The sequence below is a fragment of the Mesorhizobium sp. M2C.T.Ca.TU.002.02.1.1 genome (assembly GCF_003997225.1).
In genome coordinates this window covers 1-1,858 of record NZ_RZTO01001038.1, presented here as the reverse complement: position 1 = coordinate 1,858, position 1,858 = coordinate 1, and the positions used below count along the sequence as shown (strand labels likewise).

The following is a 1,858-nucleotide window of genomic DNA, read 5'->3' as shown; positions in this document are numbered from 1 at the left end:
CACACATTCGGCTCAAATATTGTATACAATACCAAAGAAAGATGTTGACAATCTCTCGCAGCCGGTTTCCCTTACGCTATACGCGCAGCCTACGAGCAAAACACAAAGCGCGATAACCAAGGGGAACTGAAGCTATGATCAACCGTCGCTCGACTCTGAAATCAATGGCGCTCGGCGCCGTCTCGACCCTGGCGCTTGCCGCTCTCGGCATTTCGCCCGCGCAGGCTGAAAACAAGGAACTGAAGATCGGCTTCGTCGGCGTCACCAGCGGCCCCGCCGCCGCCTGGGGCACCTCGAACGTGCGCTCGATGCAGACCCGCGCCGCCTGGATCAACGAGACCGGTGGCGTCAAGATCGGCAACGACACCTACAACATCAACATCGTCACCTTCGACGACCAGAAGGACCCCAAGCGCGCCATCGCCGGCATGGAGAAGATGGCGCAGGAAGGCGTCCACTATGTCGTCGGCCCGAATGTAGATGACGGCGCCGCCGCGGTGCGCCCCGTCGCCGAAGCCAACGGCATCATTTATTTCCCCTACGCCTTCCCCAAGGCGCTCTATCAGAAGCCGGCCTCCAATGCCGTGCTCGGTATGATCGCCAACTACCAGTCCGGCCCGGCGATCTACAAATATCTCAAGGAAAACAAAGGCGTGAAGAAGATCGCCTTCGTCGCGGCCAATGAATCCGATCCGCTCAGCCAGCGCGACAGCGGCGTCGAGGCGGCAAAGGCGCTCGGCCTGGAGATCGTCGCCCAGAACGACACCTACCAGAACGACACCCGCGACTTCACGCCGGTGCTGACGCCGATCGTCGCCTTGAAGCCCGACCTGCTCGTCCTGTCGGGCGTGGCGCCGGCCAACGCGCCGCTGCTCATCCGCGCCGCCCGCGAGCTCGGTTATGAAGGCCTGATCTCGACGGAAACCGCGCAGGACGCCAAGGTCCTGGAAGAGGGCGCAGGCGAATATGCCAACGGCTTCATCTCCGTCGGCGGCGCCTCGACGCCGGAGATCGCCTCGGACGCCATGAAGGAATTCGTCGCCCGCTACACCAAGATGTTCGGCGAATACAACGACGAGTCCAACACCAAGGTCTATGCGCTCGAATACATCATCGAGACCTTGAAGGCCGATCCGGCGGCCATCAACGACGTGGCCGAATTCAAGAAGACCATGGACAGCTTCTCGGCGCCCAATCCCTTCCTCAAGGGCGACGCGAAGCTCAGCTATGTCGGCACGACGTCCTTCGGTCAGAAGCGCCAGCTTTCGGTGCCAATGGTGGTCAACGAATACAAGGACGGCGCTTTCCAGACCCTCTTCGTCGGCTCCGTTGACTAGCGTTACCTTCGAGCGTCACTTCCTCCAGCTTGCCGCGAGGTCCGATAGGCCGGACCTCGCGGAAGATCGAAGGTATCCATGGAACAGGTCATCGCCAACGGATTGTATCTCGGTGCCCAATACGCGCTGATCGCGCTCGGGCTAACCCTGATCTTCGCCCTGATGAACGTGCTCAATTTCGCCCACGGCCAGATGTATGTGCTGGGCGGGTTCATCACCTACACCGTCTACGGCCAGCTCGGTTTGCCTTTCGTGGTGGCGCTGCTCGCCTCCGGCGTCACGCTCGCCGTCATTGGCGCGCTGATGGAGAAATTCCTCTTCCGCACCGTCATCCGGCGCAGCCACCGCGAGGAGAGCACGATGCTGCTCGCGGCCGCGACGGCTTTCTTCTTCGACGCCGTCATCCTGCTCCTGTTCGGCGAGAAGCAGCGCGGCGTTCCCAAGATCGTCAAGGGTGTCTTCAACGATGCCGGCATCATCATGCCCTACGATCGCATCGTCGTCGGCGCGCTGGCGATCGT

The 1,858-nt window shown here is 61.3% G+C and carries 2 protein-coding genes; both read left to right on the top strand.

Features of this window, described 5'->3' with window-relative positions:
• The first annotated feature begins 134 nt into the window (after positions 1–134).
• A complete protein-coding gene (locus EOD07_RS33030; RefSeq protein ID WP_127238216.1) occupies positions 135–1,337 on the top strand; it encodes an ABC transporter substrate-binding protein in 1,203 nt (400 codons plus the stop codon).
• Positions 1,338–1,415: 78 nt separating this feature from the next.
• Positions 1,416–1,858: branched-chain amino acid ABC transporter permease (locus EOD07_RS33025; RefSeq protein WP_164772778.1), on the top strand; the 443-nt coding region annotated here is incomplete at its 3' end.

What these genes read in the sequence shown, in the direction of transcription:
- EOD07_RS33030 (WP_127238216.1), top strand. Translation starts at nt 135, where the DNA reads ATGATCAACCGTCGCTCGACTCTGAAATCAATGGCGCTCGGCGCCGTC.